General features: G+C 53.3%; 13 protein-coding genes. 6 read left to right on the top strand and 7 right to left on the bottom strand.

The window, feature by feature from the left end:
- Positions 1-276: 276 nt before the first annotated feature.
- Positions 277-2,043, bottom strand: coding sequence for an adenine deaminase (gene adeD / locus C2U53_RS09475; RefSeq protein WP_104445846.1), 1,767 nt, complete (start codon positions 2,041-2,043; stop codon positions 277-279).
- Positions 2,044-2,218: 175 nt separating this feature from the next.
- Between adeD and C2U53_RS09470 the strand changes: the two genes are divergently transcribed.
- The 3 genes from C2U53_RS09470 (at position 2,219) to nepI (ending at position 5,400) form a co-directional block, all read left to right on the top strand.
- Positions 2,219-3,553, top strand: a complete 1,335-nt coding sequence (locus C2U53_RS09470; RefSeq protein ID WP_042998697.1) for an NCS2 family permease — start codon at positions 2,219-2,221, stop codon at positions 3,551-3,553.
- A gap of 52 nt (positions 3,554-3,605) precedes the next feature.
- Positions 3,606-4,058: a DUF1198 domain-containing protein gene (locus C2U53_RS09465; RefSeq protein ID WP_104445845.1), complete on the top strand. Its 453-nt coding sequence runs from the start codon at positions 3,606-3,608 to the stop codon at positions 4,056-4,058.
- Between the two features lie 148 nt (positions 4,059-4,206).
- Positions 4,207-5,400: a purine ribonucleoside efflux pump NepI gene (gene nepI / locus C2U53_RS09460; protein WP_104445844.1), complete on the top strand. Its 1,194-nt coding sequence runs from the start codon at positions 4,207-4,209 to the stop codon at positions 5,398-5,400.
- A 111-nt stretch (positions 5,401-5,511) separates the two neighbouring features.
- On the opposite strand, the gene C2U53_RS09455 is transcribed toward nepI, so the two are convergent.
- From C2U53_RS09455 to C2U53_RS09435, 5 genes are all read right to left on the bottom strand, one after another.
- Positions 5,512-6,891 carry a carbohydrate porin gene (locus tag C2U53_RS09455; RefSeq protein ID WP_042998694.1) on the bottom strand — a complete coding sequence of 460 codons (1,380 nt, stop codon included), beginning with the start codon at positions 6,889-6,891 and terminating at the stop codon, positions 5,512-5,514.
- 326 nt (positions 6,892-7,217) lie between these two features.
- Positions 7,218-7,520, bottom strand: coding sequence for a PTS lactose/cellobiose transporter subunit IIA (locus tag C2U53_RS09450; RefSeq protein WP_008786514.1), 303 nt, complete (start codon positions 7,518-7,520; stop codon positions 7,218-7,220).
- Positions 7,521-7,532: 12 nt separating this feature from the next.
- A complete protein-coding gene (locus C2U53_RS09445; protein WP_044263598.1) occupies positions 7,533-8,915 on the bottom strand; it encodes a glycoside hydrolase family 1 protein in 1,383 nt (460 codons plus the stop codon).
- A 20-nt stretch (positions 8,916-8,935) separates the two neighbouring features.
- A complete protein-coding gene (locus tag C2U53_RS09440) occupies positions 8,936-10,267 on the bottom strand; it encodes a PTS sugar transporter subunit IIC (RefSeq protein WP_042998692.1) in 1,332 nt (443 codons plus the stop codon).
- 12 nt (positions 10,268-10,279) lie between these two features.
- Positions 10,280-10,594: a PTS sugar transporter subunit IIB gene (locus C2U53_RS09435; RefSeq protein WP_042323435.1), complete on the bottom strand. Its 315-nt coding sequence runs from the start codon at positions 10,592-10,594 to the stop codon at positions 10,280-10,282.
- A gap of 292 nt (positions 10,595-10,886) precedes the next feature.
- Here C2U53_RS09435 and C2U53_RS09430 point away from each other — a divergent pair, with 292 nt between their 5' ends.
- Positions 10,887-11,843: a LacI family DNA-binding transcriptional regulator gene (locus tag C2U53_RS09430; protein ID WP_042998691.1), complete on the top strand. Its 957-nt coding sequence runs from the start codon at positions 10,887-10,889 to the stop codon at positions 11,841-11,843.
- Between the two features lie 33 nt (positions 11,844-11,876).
- Here the strand turns inward: C2U53_RS09430 and C2U53_RS09425 are convergent, their stop codons facing one another.
- The gene (locus C2U53_RS09425) at positions 11,877-12,170 is read right to left on the bottom strand and encodes a YicS family protein (RefSeq protein ID WP_042998690.1); all 294 of its coding nucleotides are present in this window, start codon (positions 12,168-12,170) and stop codon (positions 11,877-11,879) included.
- Between the two features lie 129 nt (positions 12,171-12,299).
- Between C2U53_RS09425 and C2U53_RS09420 the strand changes: the two genes are divergently transcribed.
- Positions 12,300-12,716: a GNAT family N-acetyltransferase gene (locus tag C2U53_RS09420; protein WP_044254537.1), complete on the top strand. Its 417-nt coding sequence runs from the start codon at positions 12,300-12,302 to the stop codon at positions 12,714-12,716.
- A gap of 103 nt (positions 12,717-12,819) precedes the next feature.
- Positions 12,820-15,618 carry a transcriptional regulator DagR gene (dagR, locus tag C2U53_RS09415; RefSeq protein ID WP_044254535.1) on the top strand — a complete coding sequence of 933 codons (2,799 nt, stop codon included), beginning with the start codon at positions 12,820-12,822 and terminating at the stop codon, positions 15,616-15,618.
- Positions 15,619-15,652: the final 34 nt, after the last annotated feature.

Genomic DNA, 15,652 nt, shown 5'->3' with positions numbered 1-15,652 from the left:
CTGCTGAGTGACTGGAGCAACCGCTCCGCCCACCGGGGCATACCCCCAGCCGCTGGCTGACGTTAAAAGACGGGTTGCGTGGTGCGTAGAATCTGACTGCGGGAGAATAACCCGCAAAACAGGAACAGCTTATCCGTCTACCGGGGCAGCAGTGGGGTAACGAGACAGGATGTACGACACCCGACACGAGTATCATGAACCACAGCAGGCACGTATAAGCACTTGAGATTCAGTATTTAGTTCCCCTTTTATATTCTCTGGTTAGGCGACCCTTAATCAGTCAGCGATCTCATGGGAAGTGAAGGTAAACGTTTCACCGTCAAACAGCCCCTGGCTGGTGAGTTTTAGCGCGGGAATCACCGGCAGGGAGAGAAACGCCATTTGGATAAACGGCTCGTCGGGCAGAGAGCCACATTCGCGACCTGCTGCTTTTAGCGCATCGATCTGCTCCGCCAGCGAATCGGCGGTGTCGGTGCTCATTAACCCGGCAATCGGCAGCGGCAAGTGGCATTGCACCTGGCCGTTACGAACGACGCAAAGCCCGCCGCCATCGTCAATCACCTGATTAACAGCCAGAACCATCTCTTCCGCGCTGCGACCGATCACCACAATATTATGACTGTCATGGCTGACCGTGGCCGCCAGCGCGCCTTCACGCAGTCCGAATCCACCTAATAAGCTACAGGCCGGGGGCGACTGGCGACCGTAGCGTTCAAGCACGGCGATATAGCAAATATCATGACGATCGAAGCCCTCCGCGGTGCACTCGCAGTCACTGGCGCCTGTCACCAGTTCGTTAGGGATAACATCGATCACCCGATAGCGTTTGCCGGGGGTGAAATGCAGCGGGAAGTCATTGGCGCAAACGGGGTGGCGCGCAATGGTATTGCCATACGGCGGAACGGTTTGCGCCAGCCTTGCCGGTTCGTCGGCTTTCAGATGTTCAGTGTCAACGGGTTCTCCTTTGACAAACACCTGCTGTACCGTCACGTTGCTGGCATCGCTGAGCAGGACAATATCCGCCTGTTTACCGGGGGCCAGCAAGCCAAGATGGCGCAGGCCAAAATGATGAGCGGCAGACCAACTGGCGATGCGATAAGCGACGTGTAGCGGGACGTTATGCTGTAAAATCAGCCGGCGAATCAGGGCGTCGATATGCCCTTCATGCGCAATTTCCCAGGGATTGCGATCGTCGGTACAGAGCAGGCACTGTGGGCTGTTAAAAGCGTTGATCAGCGGTGCCAGCGCGTCGAGGTTGCGGGCGGCGGAACCTTCGCGGATCATCAGCGTCATCCCGCGTTGCAACTTGCGACGCCCCTCCTCCAGTGTGTAGCTCTCGTGACAATTCTCGATCCCGGCGGCGATGTAGGCGTTGAGCGCTTTACCGCTCAGTCCTGGGCAGTGGCCGTCCAGCGTCAGATGGCGAAAAGCGTCCATTTTGTCGAGCAGCGCATCTTGTCCGGCAATGACGCCTGGGTAATCCATCACTTCGGCTAGTCCGGCGACCAGCGGGTGATCGCGCCAGACCAGCATCTGGTCGAGGGAGAAATGTGCGCCATTCACATCACATCCCTCCAGAGCGGGAACGCAGGAACTCACCTGCAGATACTGATTCTGCTTCGCCTGTTCGGCGCAGCGGATAAACCAGGAGAATCCTTTTTCGCCCATCACATTGACGATTTCATGAGGATCGCACACGACGGTGGTGAGCCCGCGCGGCAGCGTCGCGGTTTCAAAGGTCACTGGCGTCATCATGCTGGATTCAATGTGCAGGTGAGCGTCGATAAAGCCGGGTACCGCTGTTGCGCCGTCGGCGTCGATGCGCCGTAATGCCGGAGCGTCACGATACTCCGCCCCGATGCCCGCGATATGCCGCCCTTTGATCACAATAGGGCCAGTCATTTCTCCGCCATTGATAATATCGAGAAGGATGACATTATCAATAATATAATCAGCAACCGCTTCGCCGCGTGCAACGGCTAACAATTCTTGCTGTTCCTGGCGGCTAATATAATGAAATTTATGACTTATGCTGTTATTCATATTTTTCTCATTTTGATTTTATCAATTTGATTGTTATTTATCATTAAGAAATACCGGGTAATTATTTTAAGTTTATCGATTAACGGGCATTTGCATTGTGATTACAATCACTGAATTAAAGACAGGAGATGTTTTAAATGAGGCCTGCTTATATCTTCATAAATGGATGAGAAAAATGAATAATGATATCAGTGATGACGTGCAGCATGATTCGAATCACCTTTCGCGATTATTTAAACTCCGCCAGCATGGCACCGACGTGCGGACCGAAACGATTGCCGGGATGACGACGTTTTTAACGATGGTGTACATTGTTTTTGTTAACCCGCAAATACTTGGGGCCGCGCAGATGGACCCCAAAGTGGTGTTTGTCACCACGTGTCTCATCGCCGGTATTGGCAGCATCGCGATGGGCCTCGTCGCTAACCTTCCCGTTGCATTAGCGCCGGCGATGGGATTGAACGCGTTTTTTGCCTTTGTGGTGGTGGGAGCAATGGGGGTAAGCTGGCAAACGGGAATGGGGGCTATCTTCTGGGGGGCGGTCGGACTATTTTTACTCACCCTTTTTCGCATCCGTTACTGGATGATTTCCAATATCCCGATTAATTTACGTATCGGCATCACCAGTGGTATTGGTTTATTTATTGCGTTGATGGGATTAAAAAATTCGGGCGTCATTATTGCAAATAAAGACACCCTGGTGACCATTGGTAACTTAAGCTCCCACAGCGTATTACTGGGTATTTTAGGTTTCTTTATTATTACCGTGCTGTCATCACGTCATTTTCATGCTGCGGTGCTGGTCTCTATTGTCGTCACCTCCTGCTGTGGGTTATTTTTCGGTGATGTCCATTTTAGCGGCATTTATTCTGTGCCTCCCAGTATTAGCGGAGTGATGGGTGAGGTCGATTTAAGTGGTTCTTTATCGCTTAATCTGGCCGGGATTATCTTTTCGTTCATGCTCATCAATTTGTTTGATTCATCAGGAACATTAATTGGTGTGACGGATAAAGCCGGGTTAATCGGTAGCGACGGTAAGTTTCCTGGTATGAGGCGGGCACTGTATGTCGACAGTGTGAGCTCGGTTGCCGGGGCGTTTATCGGCACCTCGTCTGTGACGGCTTATATTGAGAGCACCTCGGGCGTGGCGGTTGGCGGGCGTACCGGCCTGACGGCGGTGGTGGTTGGTGTGCTCTTCCTGCTGGTGATGTTCTTTTCTCCGCTGGTGAGTATGGTTCCCGCTTATGCAACGGCAGGCGCGCTGATCTTTGTCGGTGTGCTGATGACCTCCAGCCTTTCCCGCGTTAACTGGGATGATTTAACCGAATCGGTTCCTGCGTTTATCACCACGGTGATGATGCCTTTTAGTTTTTCCATTACTGAGGGGATCGCGCTTGGCTTTATGTCGTACTGCATCATGAAAGTGTTTACCGGACGCTGGCGGGAACTGAACCTGTGCGTCGTTGTGGTCGCGGTGCTTTTTGCGCTGAAAATCATTCTGGTGGATTAGTATTCACGAGCCGTTTCCAGATATCATGAGCGCTGATAAAGCAGGAGAACGCATGATCTGGATAATGCTGGCCACACTGGCGGTGGTGTTTGTTATCGGGTTTCGGGTACTCACTTCCGGATCCCGGCGGGCGATTCGCCGCTTGAGCGAGCGCCTGAATATTGATGTGGTGGCGGTAGAATCGATGATCGATCAGATGGGAAAAGTGCAGGGTGAGGCATTTATGCATTATCTCCATCGCCCCGACGAGTCACATCTGCAAAATGCCGCTCAGGTTTTGTTGATCTGGCAGAGCGTCATTGTGGACGGCAGCGAGCAGAACCTGTTGCAGTGGCATCGCCTGCTGCAAAAGGCCAGGCTGGCTGCGCCAGTCACCGATGCGCAGGTACGTCTGGCGCTCGGTTTCTTACGCGAGGTTGATCCGGATATGCAGGACATCAACGCCTTCCAGATGCGATACAACGCCTTTTTTCAGCCTGAAGACGGCGTGCACTGGCTGCATTAAGAGCAATATGGATACGAATGTTGTTACGCAAGTGAAGCGTAAGACAGGTGTAGCCATCGGACAAATAGTTGCCAAAACGTTAAATGCGTCACAATTAAAATGTTACACTGCGTGACTTTCCCACCAGAACACCACGCAGGTAGCATAAATGAGTGAATGTATCGAAGAAAAAACCCGCGCTGACGTTGTCGCCCGCCCGAACTGGTCGGCGGTATTTGCCGTGGCGTTCTGTGTCGCTTGCCTGATTACCGTCGAATTTTTACCTGTCAGTCTGTTGACGCCAATGGCGCAGGACCTGGGGATTTCTGAAGGCGTTGCCGGACAGTCGGTGACTGTCACCGCGTTTGTCGCCATGTTTGCCAGCCTGTTTATCACGCAGATCATTCAGGCAACGGATCGTCGTTATGTGGTGATTCTGTTCTCCGTGTTACTGACCCTCTCCTGCCTGCTGGTCTCTTTTGCCAACTCCTTTGCGTTATTGCTGGTGGGACGCGCCTGTCTGGGACTGGCGCTGGGTGGATTCTGGGCGATGTCGGCGTCGCTGACCATGCGCCTGGTTCCGCCGCGTACCGTGCCAAAAGCGCTGTCAGTGATTTTCGGCGCGGTTTCTATCGCGCTGGTGATTGCTGCGCCATTGGGCAGTTTTTTAGGCGGCATTATTGGCTGGCGTCACGTCTTTAACGCCGCAGCGGTGATGGGCTTGCTGTGTATGGTCTGGGTGGTGAAATCACTGCCGTCGCTGCCCGGTGAGCCTTCTCATCAGAAGCAAAACATGTTCAGCTTGTTGAATCGTCCCGGTGTTGCGGCAGGGATGATCGCCATCTTTATGTCCTTTGCCGGCCAGTTTGCGTTCTTCACTTATATCCGCCCGGTGTATATGAATCTGGCGGGCTTTGATGTCGATGGCCTGACGCTGGTGCTGCTGAGCTTTGGCATCGCCAGTTTTGTTGGCACCTCGCTGTCGTCTGTGATTCTTAAACGCTCGGTCAAGCTGGCATTAGCCGGTGCGCCGCTGGTACTGGCGCTGAGTGCGTTGGTGCTTACGTTGTGGGGCAGCGACAAGATTGTGGCGGCGGGTATTGCGATTATCTGGGGACTGGCGTTTGCGCTGGTGCCGGTGGGGTGGTCGACATGGATTACCCGGTCGCTTGCCGATCAGGCAGAAAAGGCTGGATCCGTCCAGGTCGCCGTGATCCAGCTTGCCAATACCTGTGGGGCCGCGGTGGGAGGCTATGCACTCGATAACCTTGGCCTGCTGTCGCCCCTGATGCTCTCCGGCAGCCTGATGCTGCTGACGGCGCTTCTGGTGGCAGCGAAAGTTCGCATAAAGGGTATGCAATGATCTCACACTCTGTTTGTCGAATGGCGCTGCGCTTATCCGACCTACGGTACGGAGACCTGTAGGCCGGATAAGGCATTTATGCCACCATCCGGCATAACGCGATATGGCTCATCAGAACCACGCTTCCCACATCGCGCCGACGTTGAAATCGTCCAGCGTTTCGTCATCCGTGCCGTTCACGCGAGCGGTGCGGTCGTTATCCACTTTGCCGCCGGTGACGTAGAAGCGCAGCATCGGGCGGAACTCCGGCCCCATTGCAATCGACATGTTCTGCGACAGCGTCAGCTTCCAGCCTTTGTTATCGCCGCCGTTATCATAGTCGACACGCTGATAGCCCGCTTCCAGCCAGGTGGAGTGCACGTCGTTCCAGAAGTACATTGGACGCACAATAGCACCATAGTTCTTGCGATTTTCACTCTGATCGGCGCTGTTGTCGTAGTCATGGAATGCCAACAGGTATTCAACCTGCGCCTGTTGCGTGAATTTATGACTCCCTTCGAAACTGGCGTAAATCGCGGTCAGATCGTCGGTTTTGTTGTAGACGCTGTTGTCGGAGTTGTCAGAGTAACGGGCGATCACTTTGTTGACGCCGCTGTCATTGGTGTGGCTGACGACAAACGCGCCCTGCCAGGCCTTCAGGCGATCGTCGCTATCGACCGCTTTCGAGTCAAAGCCGTAGTTGGCGTAAATTTCCAGATCTAACGGACCGAGTTTCATGCCGTGGATTTTTGAGGTCACGGCGTAGTTGCCTTTGTCACCGGTGCCGGAACCGCCGGTACAGGTGATGCGTGACGGGTTGGCCTCATCTTCCATCACTTCCGGGCTGCACGATTCCACGGCGGCCACGGTCGCCACGTCAAACTGCACGCCGCCAATATCGAAGTTCTTCACCCCGGCGCCCTGGCCGTCGTGGTTCATCCAGAAGTAGTCGTTGATCCCTTGTTGCGGACGCTGGTGGAAGTCGCGCCCCGCCCAGATATAGGCGTTCGGGTTGGATTCCAGAACGTTGGTCACCCCTGCGTAGGCCTTTTTGAGGTTCACCTCGTCGCCCCAGTGGTCGATCATCACGTTGATATCCCAGATCGCACCGTTGTCGCCTTTGAATGCTTTGGAAAGCTGGAATTCGCCGCCGTTGCCTTCGTTACCCAGACGACCAATGGCGGACGCGCCGTTATAGGAACCGTCCACGCCGACGTACTTCTGATCGCCGCTCTGGAAGTGCGCGCCGTAACGCGCATAGCCGCTGAATTTCACACCGAACGGGATGGCCATATCGGGTGACTGCGCGGCGCTTTGCGGCTCAACAATCACATCGGTTTTTTTCGCCACAGCAGCGTCCATTTTCGCCTGACGTTCCGCAAGGGCTTTGTCTACGGCTTTGGCGACAATGGCGTCGATTTGTTCCTGCGTAAATTCCTGTGCGAGTACAGAAATCGGGCAAAGCGCGGCCACGACCGCCATGGCTAATGGAAGTTTTTTTATCATGTTCATGGTTATCTCATTTACGTTTTATCCTTCAGTTTGCATTGAGCATTCTGAAGAGATGTGCGCATTAATTTATTTTAAGATAATAACCATCCCGCCTTGGTGTAATTCGCTATCACCAAAACAAGTTGATCTGTTATTTATAGGTGCGGGTACAGAATGCGTTTATTTAATCGTAATAGCGTCTCCGTTTATTATTATTACCCTTCGACTTTCAAGCTGTTTCTTTGTTGGCTACGTTCGTTCACCCCAGTCACTTAGTTGAGTAAGCACCAGGGAATTCTCTCTTGCCGCCTCGACGCAACTCGAAATCCATTGGGTATAGATTTAAATTAACGTTGGTAGAGATGAATAATTTCTTCTGACAGTTCGCGGGCTAGCAGCGATGTCATTAAATGATCCTGCGCATGCACCATAATTAACGTCATGGGTTGCCGGGCTTCCCCGGCATCCTGTTCGATCAATTTGGTTTGCATGTGGTGGGCCTGACGGGCGTAACCGTCCGCCTCCCGAAGCAGGCTTTTCGCCTCGTCAATGTTGCCTGCACGCGCAGCGTGAAGCGCCTCGAAGCACAGACTGCGGGACTGTCCGGCATTGACGATAATTTCCATTACTGCTTCTTCTAATGCAATCATTGTAAATATCTCTTAATCGAATCCGTTATGTTCGGCGGTATTGGCGAACCACTCGCCGCTCTTTTTCACCGTACGTTTTTGCGTGTCTAAATCTAACTGGACAAAACCATAGCGGTTTTTATATCCGTTGAGCCATGACCAGTTATCAATAAAGGTCCACATATGGTAACCAAGGCACTGACAGCCTTCACTGATCCCTTTATGTAGCCATTTAAGATGTTCAGAGACAAATTCAATACGGTAACTGTCGTTAATTTGCCCGTTCTGAATAAATCGCTGTTCGTTTTCTACACCCATTCCGTTTTCAGAAATAAAGCAGCGCGGGTTGCCGTAATTATCACGCAGATTGGTAATAATATCGTAAATACCCGGCTCATAAATTTCCCAGCCCCGGTAAGGGTTCATTTTACGGCCTGGCATTTCATAATAATCAAACAACCACTCCGGCATAAATGGCGCATTCAGATTGATGGCGGTATCGCGGCATTTTACGCGGCGGGGCTGATAATAATTAATGCCCAGCAGGTCGATTTTGCCATCGGCAATCAGCTGTGCGTCACCTGGTTGGCAGGCGGGCAATTGATCGTACTCTTTCAGTAACGCCACCAGATCCGCCGGATATTCCCCTTTCAGCACCGGGTCGAGGAAGCTGCGGTTGAACAGCAGATCCGCATGGTGCGCGGCTTTCACATCCGCCGGATGCTGTGAGCGCGGATAAGAAGGCGTCAGGTTGAGCACGACACCGATTTCGCCGTCGTTGTTGCCCGCACGATAAGCGCGAACCGCCGTCGAGTGCGCCAGCACGGTGTGATACGCCACGGTGGCTGCGCGTCTGAAATCCACCACGTTGGGGTAATGGAAGTCATACAGATAGCCGCCTTCTACCGGCACAATCGGCTCGTTAAAGGTGAACCAGTGCTTAACGCGGTTGCCGAACAATTCGAAACACGTCTGCGCGTAGCGGCCAAAGGCTTCCACGACGTCACGGTTTTCCCAGCCGCCTTTCTCCTGCATCACCATCGGCATGTCGAAGTGAAACAGCGTGATAAACGGCGTGATACCCTGTGCCAGCAGTTCGTCGATAACGTTGTTATAGAACGCCACCGCTTCTGGATTCACCTCGCCCGTGCCGTCTGGAATCAGGCGCGACCAGCTTAACGAGGTGCGGAAGCTGTTATGTTTCAACTGCTTCAGCAGCGCGATGTCCTGTTTCCAGTGCTGATAAAAGGTTGAGGTGTTCGCCGGGCCAACCCCCTGATGGAAACGACCTGGCTGGCGGTCGAACCACACATCCCATGTGGTCTGGCTTTTGCCGCCGTTCAGGCTATCCCCTTCGGTTTGCAGCGCTGAGCAGGCACTGCCCCACCAGAAGTTTTCAGGAAAACGGTATCTCATTGTTCTGACTCCTTGATTCATTATGAGTTGCTACGGGCAGCGTTCGCCACGGAGACGGCATCCTGGGCTTTTTGCTCTTCTGTCTTCAGCAGAGAACGTTCGTAAGCGCGCAGGAACGGGAGGTAAATCAACGCTGACATCACCATACAGATCAGACACATCACCACCGGACTAAAGGCCCAGTTTGCCGCCCAGGAGGCGCCAATCGGTGCGGGCGTGGTCCACGGCGTCAGTGACACCACCTGATCCAGCCAGCCCAGACGGGTTGCGGTGTAAGCCAGTACGGCGTTGATCATGGGCACGAAAACGAACGGGATAAACAGCATCGGGTTCATGATGATCGGCGCACCGAACAGAATAGGCTCATTAATGTTGAAGAAGCTAGGGACGATGCCCATTTTGCCGATCGTCCGCAGATGGGTAACGCGACTACGCAGCAGCAGGAAGGCCAGTGGTAAAGTCGAGCCCACGCCGCCGATCAGCAGATAGTGATCCCAGAAACCTTGTAAATAGACGTGTGGCAATGCCGCGCCTGCTGCCAGCGCCGCCTGGTTCGCGGAAAGGTTGGCCATCCAGAATGGGTTCATAATGCCTGTGACGATCAGCGAACCGTGAATACCAGCAAACCAGAAAATCTGGCACATCAGGACCGAAAGCAGAATCGCCGGCAGGGAGTCAGACGCGGAAACCAACGGCGCCAGCAGGTGCATGATCGCCTGCGGAATGATCATGCCGGTCTGCGCTTCAATAAACAGGTTCAGCGGGTGTAACGTCGCAATGACCACCAGAACCGGAATGAGGATCTCAAACGAACGGGCGACGCCGGTCGGAACCTCTTTCGGCAGACGGATAGTGATGTTGTGCTGCTTCAGCCAGGCATAAACGCGCGTGGCATAGATGGCGGTGATCAGCGCGGTAAAGATCCCCTGACCGGAAAGGTACTGGGTGGAGATTTTCCCGTCGGCATACGGGGCGGCGACCAGTAAAAAGGCCATAAACGCCAGCAGGCCGGACATGATTGGATCGAGATTAAACTGACGGCCCAGACTGGCACCAATGCCCACAGAGATGAAGAACGTCATAACGCCCATGCTGAGGTTAAACGGCAGCATCAACTGTTCACGATACGTGGCGGAGAAATCGAGCCAGCCACGGGCAAAGCTGTTGGTGGTTTCGGCAGAGAACGGCGGAAAAATAAACACCAGCATGAACGAGCCGATGATCATAAACGGCAGCGCCGCGGTAAAACCATCACGAATCGCAATCACATACTTTTGCTGGCCCAGTTTACCGGCAAGAGGGGTGATGGATTGTTCTATGACAGCAACCATTGACTGATATAACGAACTCATAATGACACCTTTCTAATGTGCCGCTTCAATCAGCGACAGAGCAAAATCCAGCACCTTGTCACCGCGTTGCATTCCGTAATCCTGCATATCAATGGCTTTTACGGGGATGTTTTGGGTGGCAGCCTTCTCTGAGAGCGTGTTAAGCATGTATTTTACCTGGGGGCCAAGCAGCACCACCTGGTAATTTGGAAACTGAATGTCAAATTCGGAAACGCCATATGCATCAATTTGGACTGGCAGCTTCCGCTCTTCTGCGGCTTCGACCATTTTACGAACCAGCAGACTGGTGGACATCCCTGCAGAGCAACACAACATAATCCTGAACATTATTAACCATCCTCAAAATGTAAAAACTTATTGCGAGTCTGATTTGATATCATACGGAAACCGGTTTCCATATGAAGCAAACGGAACTGTGACAACCGTCAAGATCTTATTCTTATAAGGCTAATTATTTGGATTTGGCTCACGGTTTTGGTGCTATTTCATACTTTTTGAGTGGAAACGGAAAATCGGTTTCCATGAAAAACGGAAACAGCTATACTGCGTGTGGTGATTATTTGAGCCAATGTTAAATTCAGGATTGAAGGAGCCAGGCAGGCTCTGTCAGGGGAGAATGATGTCTACTATCAACGATGTATCGCGTTTGGCTGGCGTGTCTAAAGCCACGGTGTCGCGCGTGTTGAGCGGATCGCGTGGTGTGAAGGAAGCCAGTCGTCTTGCCGTGTTAAAGGCGGTGGATGAACTGAACTATCGTCCGAATGTGATTGCCCAGTCATTACTCAGCCAGAGCACCGGTTGCATTGGCGTGATTTGCGCGCAGGACAACATTAACCAGACGACGGGCTACCTTTACGCACTGGAAAAACATCTGAGCCAGCACCAAAAGCATCTGTTGCTCCGCTTTGCCAACACCAAAGCAGAGGTGATGAGCGCCCTTGATGAATTAAGTTGTGGCCTGTGTGACGATGTGCTGATTATTGGGGCGCGTTTCCCGCTGAATATCAGCCAGGAAAACGTCATTCTGGTGGATTGCCTGGAAGCGGGCGATGATGTGACCAGTATTCAGTTTGACCACAGCTTTGCCACCGAAACGGCCTGTAACTATCTGATTAGCCAGAATCGACGGCAGATTGCCCTCATTCATCCTGAAGGGATGGGATTCTCCGAACAGGTACTGCTCGGCTACAAACACGCGCTGGAGAAGAACTTCCTGCCCTTTAACCGTAACCTGGTGTTTATGGAAGCCACCTCTTCCTCGGTCGCGCTACAGGAGTTGTTGAATAACGCCTCCACGCTCAACTTTAACGCCCTGCTGGTGGCGGATGAGCAGCAGGCTCAGCGGGTGATCCCACAATTGCAGGCGTTTAATAAGTCGGTTCCGGAAGATATTATGATCTTCAGCCTCGCCGGTTCGCTGCATCTGCCGGGGATCCCGACCATCCCGGCAATCGAATACTCCATGGATGCGATGGCGGCGCGGATTGTCAGCTGGCTGAATGAAAAAACGCAGAGCATGTTGGGATCGTATGTGCTGCGCGGCGACCTCATCATTCCGGATGTTCGCCAGCGGTAAGCTAATTAACGGGCGTGAGGCATAGGCTTCACGCTACATATCCGGGCATTCCACCTTACCGAGCGCTTCCCAGTAGTTGCTCTGATTGTTCCTTTCCATCGCCACCGCCGCCTCGCGGATGTGCTGCTGATTGCCTTCATTCGCCATGATCGTTTTTTCCCACGCCTCGTCTGAAGGCGAACCTTGCGGCGTACACATTTTGCGTAAATCGTTGAGTATCGTATTTTTTTCGTGCACGGATTGCAGTGCGCCGTAAGGCGAGTCGGCCTGCGCCAGCGTTGGCATCAAGAAAAGGGCGGCAATGATCGGTAAAACGGCTCGTTTCATGGTAATAATCCTTGTAGTCGATGCGCATCATTTCAAGAGTAAGTGTAGATGGTGTACGACTCTCTCAGCAGCCCGTGCGAAAGTTGGAAAAGGCTTCAGCCAAAAGTTGTATTTTTTCAGGAGGATAGAATGCAGATACAAATTACCGATACCGTTACCGAAGACGATCAAAATGCACTGCTCACCGGATTGCGCGCTTACAATTTTCAGTTTCTGCAAACGAGAAATTTTGGCGATCTGGCGGTTTACTGGCGTGACGAGCAGCAGAAAATCCGGGGGGGATTGATTGGCAAAATCAAAGGGGAATGGTTGAGCATTGATTTTTTATGGATGCATGAATCCCTGCGTAAAGGCGGTTACGGTAGCCAGCTAATCCAGGCCGCAGAGCACGCCGCTCGCGAAAGAGGTTGTCTCCATGCGCTGGTCGATACCCTGAGTTTTCAGGCGCTGCCGTTCTACCAGAAGAACGGTTATCAACTGCAACTGACCCTTGAAGACTTCCCGGAAAAAGGGGCTGCCCGGCATTATTTATCGAAAACATTTTGATGACCGGAGGCATTCACCGTGACGTCTGGACGCCGATTCACTTTCTTGCATAGCAGAATAGTGTATGTTCTGAACAATCATTTAATTCTTAAGCGGTAAAAAGATGAGACGGATCGAGATCGTACTGGGAGAGCTTGAAAGGCTGACGCGTGGGCTGGATCGTGCCGATTTGGCGCAGGAGACGGCGTTCACTGCGGAGGCGATTGGCTTCAACCTGGGGCTGGCGCGCAACTCGGTCAGTAAAGATCTCAACCAACTGTGGAATGACGGTCTGGCGATTAAAAGCCGGGGGCGTCCGGTGTTCTTCCTGCACCGCCAGACGCTGGAGACATTGCTGGGTCGCAAACTGGAGAGTAGCGAGCGCGAGGTGCGCTCGGTGGCTGACCTGCTTCCGCAAACGGAAAATACGGGCGACGACGATCCTTTCACCGGCCTGATTGGCTATGACCGCAGCCTGCGCGATGCGGTTGAAAAAGGCCGCGCCGCCGTGCTCTATCCGCAAGGTTTGCACGTACTGCTGACCGGCCCATCTGGCGTGGGGAAAACCTTTTTTGCCGAACTGATGCACCGCTTCGCCTGCGAAAAGTCCGCCGGTTCCCCACCGCCGCTGGTCTACTTTAACTGCGCCGAGTACGCCCATAACCCGGAACTGCTCTCTTCCCACCTGTTTGGCCATCGTCAGGGGGCATTTACCGGCGCGAACGAGAATAAACCCGGTCTGGTTGAGCAGGCAGACGGCGGCTATTTGCTGCTCGATGAAGTGCACCGTCTGCCCTACGAAGGTCAGGAAAAACTGTTCTCTATTCTTGATAAGGGTGAGTACCGTCCGCTGGGGGACAGCAGTAAGGCGCGTTCGATCTCGGTACGGCTGATTTGCGCCACCACGGAACCGGCGAATTCGTCGCTGTTGCGTACCTTCCAGCGACGCATTCAGGTAAGCATCGATTTGCCGGGGATTCGTCAGCGATCGATTGAAGAACAAGTGGAGCTGATTGTTGGTTTCCTGCAGCGTGAAAGTCGCAAAATCGAGCGCACGGTCAGCATCGACAAAACGCTACTGCTCTGGCTGTTGAACAAACCGCTGGAGGGCAACATTGGTCAGTTGAAGAGTGATATCCAGTTCCTGTGCGCCCAGGCGTGGGCGTCAGGAATGACGGAACATAATGACACACTACAACTGGATAAACGGCTGGCGGAGATACCGTTTCACGCCACGCCGGAACAGCGCCTGTTGGTCGATGCCTTGTTTGAAGGGAAAGAGCGGCTGAACATTGATGCGCGCACGTTACCGGCGCTGAAAACGTCGCTGGCGACCGGGGCGGAAATCGAAGAGAGCGATCTGTTTTACAGCTTCCTGACCCGTGAATATGTCAATCTGCGCAACAGTAATGTCCCGCCGGCGGAAACACTGGCTATCCTGAAAAACAAGCTCAGCTCGATTTTCGAATATGGCCTCTACAGTCGCGATAGCGTGGCGCATCCACCGCGTTATGGCGATCAAATCGAAGAACGCGTGACGCTGTTGATCGGCTGCGTGGAACAGGTGCTTACGTTTACGCTGCCGGAAAACCTGGTGAATCCGCTGCGCAAGCACTTCCTGGCGCTGATTGGCTACGTCCAGCGCGGGTTGATTCCCCAGCTCTACTCTTCCAGTCTGATCCTCGATCGCTGCAAAGATGAATACGATAACGCCACGCTGCTGTGCCGCAAAATTAATGAACTGCTGCATATTCAGTGCCCGGCGACGGAAGTGGTCTGGCTGTGCCTGTTCCTGAAAGAGTGTCGTCATTACCGCCAGCGCATTGATGCCAGTCCGGATTGCGGGGTGATTCTGGTCGCTCACGGCGCGACCACCGCGACCAGCATGGCGCAGTATGTTAACCGTGTACTGGAACGCGACCTGTTCAGCGCAGTCGACATGCCGTTTGAGCAGTCGGTACATGACACGCTGGAAACGCTGACCCAGATTATTCAGACCCAACGCTATCAGCGGCTGATCCTGATGGTCGACATCGGTTCACTGGTACATTTCGGCAGTACGATCAGCAAGTTATTTCAGATAGACGTACTGCTGATGCCCAACATCACGCTGACCAGTCTGCTGGAGGTTGGGCTGGATTTAAGTTACGAAACCAGCGATTTACCCCAATTGGCGGCGCTGATGCAGAGCAAAAATATCCCCTGCCAGCTGTGTACGCCGCAGCAGGAAAACGGCGGCAAAGTGCTGGTCGTTTCCTGCATTACCGGCATGGGAACGGCGGAAAAAATTAAAAAAGTGCTCGAGGAGAGCTTCGGCGAACTGATGTCGCAGGACACGCGAATGGTGATCCTCGATTACAACGACGTGCGCAGTCTCGAACGTGTCCAGCAGGCGCTGAATGCCAATGAGCGACTGGCGGGGATTGTCGGGACTTTCCAGCCCGGACTGCCGGATATTCCGTTTATCTCGCTGGAAGAACTGTTCTCTGAGCAGGGGCCGGAGCTGGTGTTAAGCCTGCTGACGCCGGATCTCTCCAGCGCCGAGCGCCGTCTGGAGATGGAGCGCAGCGCGATGCGCTTTATCAGCGCGCTGACCATGGAGAGCATCATCAATCATATTTCAGTGCTCAACCCGCAGCGCATTCTGAAAGAGATGGAGGGCGTGCTTAACCATCTGACGACTGCGCTTTCCCTCAAACCCAGTCGCCAGGTGACACTACGCTTCCTGATCCACTGCTGTTGCATGGTTGAGCGTATCGTGATCAACCGTAAACCGTTACAGATGGCGCTGGAAAACAAACCGAATCTGGATCCCCGCGCGTTTAGTGTCATTAAATCTGCGTTTCTGCCGATCGAAGAGGCCTATGCCATCCGGTTATCGGATGCGGAATATTTTTATATCTACGAACTGCTTTATAGCTGATCCCTTAACGGGCGAGGCGTTGCGCCTTGCCCGC

This window comes from Citrobacter sp. CFNIH10 (assembly GCF_002934585.1).
Taxonomy (GTDB): domain Bacteria; phylum Pseudomonadota; class Gammaproteobacteria; order Enterobacterales; family Enterobacteriaceae; genus Citrobacter_A; species Citrobacter_A amalonaticus.
The sequence above is the reverse complement of the archived record's forward strand: the minus strand, read 5'-3'. Positions and strand labels throughout refer to the sequence as shown.